The following is a 4,398-nucleotide window of genomic DNA, read 5'->3' as shown; positions in this document are numbered from 1 at the left end:
AGGTAGAAACAAAGAGAATAACGAGAGTTAAGGAAGAGGGTATACAACTAGTAACCTTCTAAAAATAGGGTTAACATCTTTTAAACATAAAAGATTAGCTATTATTAAGGAAGGGAAAATATAAAATATTATAAAGAACACCTTCTTTCAAAAAAATAGGGGGGAGTAATATGCGACTGATGAGAAGATGTGTGGCCTTACTAATTGTATTTTTTATCATGGCTCCAACGATTAGCACAAATGTACAGGCAGAAGTTGTAAAAGAGCTTGGAAAGGGGTTTCCTGATACAGAAGTATTCACACCTGGAGAATGGTTTTTAGGCCAAAAACCTGCTAATTATGATGAGAATAAACCGCCAATTCTCTTTGTACAAGGAAGAAATGGTAATGCTGATAGTTGGTATGGAAAGACAGTATATCATGATATAAATGATATGTATGATTATGCTTTAAAAGCAGGCTATCAAACAGTGTTTATACAATTGTATGATGCTGCAGGGAAAGGTTCGGCTAGTCAGTGGGATAACGGAAAATTGTTAGCACAAAAACTTGAAGAAATATATAATTATTTCGGTAAAAAAGTTAATATTGTAGCGCATAGTAAAGGTGGTATTGATACACAAGCCGCATTAGTTGAATATGGTGCGAATCGATTTGTTGGAAATGTTATTACACTTGCTACACCACATCACGGCTCAAATTTAGCAGATTTGTCATATAGTTGGTGGGCAGGTTGGCTTGCTTCTATATTAGGTCAAAAAGATGATGGTACGTATTCGTTACAAATAGGTGAAATGGCAAAGTTTCGTTCAATAATAGATAACAACCCAGCAGCTAAATTAAACCGTTACTATACGGCTACTGGAACTAGCTGGGGGCCAACATTTTCTGCATTATCTATGGGCGGGTTATATTTATCATCGTACGGTTCAAATGATGGACTAGTAAATGAATGGAGTGCGAAGCTATCGTACGGTACACATTTATTTACAGATTCCAGATTTGATCATGACAATATAAGAAAAGGATCAGCTGTTTTTGCACGAATTGAACCATATTTACGTACGACAAATGTGGGATTACCAGCTTTAGTAGCATCCAGCACTAGTTCAAATGGAGATCTAGAACAATTAAATACAACTTCAAATCAAAATATTTTAGGAGGCGAATTACCACAAAATCAGTGGATAGAGCAAACCGTTACAGTTGATAAAAAAGCGGAAGGAATCGTTTCTATACTAACTGCTTCTTCTGATGTAGAAGTACAAATGGTATCTCCAAAAGGAAAAATCTATGCAAATAAAGATAGCGCTATAACTACTGGTGAAGGCGAATCTTTTTTTAATGGGGCGACAATTAGAACGTTTAAGTTTGATAAATTAGAAGTAGGCGAATGGAAAATCAAAATGATGGCGAAGCAGTCGAAAGATGCATATTTAGTTGTAAGCGATTACAAGGATGACGCACCATTTGTTCTTCGAATGCCTACAAAAGTTAAAATAAATAAACCTGAGTATAAACTGAAAAAATCACCTGTAGCACCTGAAATGAAAGGGGATCTTTCCATAACAGTAAGAGTCGTTAATAAAGAAGGTAAGTTAGTCTCTGAATTTAATGAATTACAAAATGTTAATACGAATACATTTACAGGTGCTTTGAAAGATATAAAACAACCGGGAGTATACAACGTTACGATGGATATAAAAGGGATGAATAAAGAAGGAAAACCATATAATCGTACGATTGTTAAGTCGGTTTATGTAGAGAAATAAGGAAGAATAAATAAGTATAATAAAAAGTGCAGAAATCTTGTGTTAGAAAGAATTCTGCACTTTTTTATGTGGGGAGAGATAATAAAAGTTGAAAAAACTGTTATTCAATAAAAAAAGATGCTGAAATAGCATCTGAATGTGAAGAAATAATTTTAACTTAGTTTTGTAACTGTTAATTCAACTGAATTTATACCATTGTCACAAGTTACAATACTTTGACGATTAAAACCACTATTATTTCTAAGTTGAAGAGTTGAATTAGCAGGCACTGTAACAATTGTTTCGCCAACGAGTTGAAGACATTCGTTATTTGATGAAGTATTCATTTGAATAGCGAAGTCACCTTGACTATTAGCAAGTGGATTGTTATTTAAAAATATAGTTATGACTGGGATATGTGGAAATACAGGATTTAAAGTAGTATTAATACTGGAAATGAACGAAACTCTATAATCACCAGCTTGTCTAAAGTGTATAGTAGTAGGATTTAGTAAGGAAACACCTCCTGCTAAAGGTCCAACGTGATTAAATGGAAAAGGATCTCCAAAAGGAACAGTTATAAATTCAGTTTGCCAAAAAGTTCCGTATGCAGGACAGCTTCGTTTATGTGAATGGTCACATGAACATTTTTTATTTGAACTGGAAGAAGATTTGCATGAGCATTTTTTATACGAGTTTGAAGAATGATAGTATGAACCCAAAATATTACCTCCTATTCTTAATAAATTTAAACCACATAGTAGTTTATGAAGATGAATCACAATTGGCGTGTATGCTTGTACTATAAAAGGAGATAGATTTGGAATATAAAGTGGTCAAATGATGAAGTGTAGTATTTGGGTATTACCTGTAACACCTTTTGAAGATGACAAGGTTTATAATTTGATAGAAAAATAAATGGAATTTCTAAATAGATTGAAGTAATGAGGAAACGTTTATCCCGCTATTTTCCGAGCAGTAAGACTCCCACCTCAAAATTCAGCGAAAGCAAAGAAGTTAGGTGGGGGATGAATTAAACCCCCACTCATTAAAATTTCACTTTACTATATTTATTTAGTCTGACAAAACAGAAATATTACCTTTAGCTGTATGGATGTTATCATTTGGTGAAGTTATAATATTTATCTATATTTACATTAGGTTATTCAGTTTATTTTTTATTTGCGTAGCTGAGCAGGAAAAAGTCAGAAAATATAGAATAATGTACATATGAAGCATCGTTTGTTTTTGGTGTGAATAGTAATTAAAGATACGCTAAAATATTTAAAATTGTAACGAAAGAGAGATTAAATAATAGAGGGAGCAACTTACATGGAAAATATATTAAAGGTATCTTCAAAATCAAGCCCAAATTCAGTCGCAGGTGCAATAGCAGGAGTACTAAGAACAAGTGGTAATGTGGAAATTCAAGCGATTGGGGCTGGAGCTATAAATCAAGCGATTAAAGCAATTGCGATTGCAAGAGGGTTCGTCGCTCCAAGTGGTATTGACTTAGCTTTTGTTCCAGCGTTTCAAGAGATTTCTATCAATAATGAAGAAAGAACAGCGATTAAATTAATTGTAGGCCCTAGAAAGAAAAGGTCTTAGTAGAAGAGAGCGTTACTATAAGGGAAAAAGGCCAATAGACTTCCCAGGTTAGATACGCTATTTTATGTAACCGATCCTTGGGTGTGGACACGGCATTATACCGGACTCATGTCTGTTAATTTCTCCTTAAATTTAGCGCGTGTTCTAGATACTTAAAAATGCCAAATCCTTTGTGATATAAGGGATTTGGCATTTTTGATGTTTTTAAAAATAAACAACCTTAAAACTGCTCATTTAGAAGATTTAGTTTTAGTAGCGGCCATTGAACGTTTTTATGATAGTTTACCTGATAAATGGTCTTTCTAATTCTTGCAGCTATAGACTGTTCGTGTTGGTATCTATTCAAGTCAATTTTATTACGCTCCATAACCTTTGTTTTAATTTGATTCAGTGTTCCTGCTCCATCTAGTTCGGTTAATATTGCTATAATTTCATCTAGCCATGAAGTGCTGTTGGACATACATATACCTCCTAATAAAACATGTGTACTTATTTTTATTTTAATCTTTTAAATTTATATACTCATATATTGATTCAACAAAATTAGCAAAATATAAATCTATTGATAATATTATTAAAGCGTTGAATGAGAGCTTTATTCTTTCTGAGGATGAGCAAGAGGAAGATATGTATCAGGCTAATATTGATTCGGATTTTAGTAAAGTAAAGATTGCAGAAGAAGAGAAACCGGAAAATCGAAAAAAAACTAAAATGGAATCTGGTAGGGAAGTATGGCCTCGTGATCCGAAAAAAGCTAAACAAGCTATTAAACAGGCAGAATTTAAATGTGAAATAGATGACACACATGAAACATTTGTATCGGAAGCCAGCCGAAAAAATTATATGGAGGCCCATCATCTAATACCGTTAAGAATGCAACATGATTTTGAAAATAGTTTAGATGTTGTTGGAAATATAGTTAGTATATGTCCGAACTGTCATAGGTTGATTCATTATGGAAGAGACAAAGATAAGAAAAAAGTTTTAGAACTTCTCTTTGAACAAAGAAAAGATTCTTTGAAGAAGTTCGGTATTGAGG

The 4,398-nt window shown here is 33.3% G+C and carries 5 protein-coding genes; 3 read left to right on the top strand and 2 right to left on the bottom strand.

The window, feature by feature from the left end; translation table 11 throughout:
- The first annotated feature begins 170 nt into the window (after positions 1-170).
- Positions 171-1,772: a lipase family alpha/beta hydrolase gene (locus ABWK52_RS05350; RefSeq protein WP_097998226.1), complete on the top strand. Its 1,602-nt coding sequence runs from the start codon at positions 171-173 to the stop codon at positions 1,770-1,772.
- Positions 1,773-1,924: 152 nt separating this feature from the next.
- Here the strand turns inward: ABWK52_RS05350 and ABWK52_RS05345 are convergent, their stop codons facing one another.
- Positions 1,925-2,473 carry a hypothetical protein gene (locus ABWK52_RS05345; protein WP_000536153.1) on the bottom strand — a complete coding sequence of 183 codons (549 nt, stop codon included), beginning with the start codon at positions 2,471-2,473 and terminating at the stop codon, positions 1,925-1,927.
- A 610-nt stretch (positions 2,474-3,083) separates the two neighbouring features.
- On the opposite strand from ABWK52_RS05345, the gene ABWK52_RS05340 reads away from it, so the two are divergent.
- Positions 3,084-3,359 carry a stage V sporulation protein S gene (locus tag ABWK52_RS05340; protein ID WP_000427801.1) on the top strand — a complete coding sequence of 92 codons (276 nt, stop codon included), beginning with the start codon at positions 3,084-3,086 and terminating at the stop codon, positions 3,357-3,359.
- 220 nt (positions 3,360-3,579) lie between these two features.
- On the opposite strand, the gene ABWK52_RS05335 is transcribed toward ABWK52_RS05340, so the two are convergent.
- A complete protein-coding gene (locus ABWK52_RS05335; RefSeq protein ID WP_000071988.1) occupies positions 3,580-3,819 on the bottom strand; it encodes a hypothetical protein in 240 nt (79 codons plus the stop codon).
- 167 nt (positions 3,820-3,986) lie between these two features.
- On the opposite strand from ABWK52_RS05335, the gene ABWK52_RS05330 reads away from it, so the two are divergent.
- A partial coding sequence (locus tag ABWK52_RS05330) for an HNH endonuclease (RefSeq protein WP_353771885.1) occupies positions 3,987-4,398 on the top strand: 412 nt, incomplete at its 3' end.

The organism is Bacillus sp. AP50, assembly GCF_040492675.1.
GTDB lineage: Bacteria > Bacillota > Bacilli > Bacillales > Bacillaceae_G > Bacillus_A > Bacillus_A cereus.
Note: the sequence above shows the minus strand (reverse complement) of the source record. Positions and strands in the feature narration are given on the sequence as shown.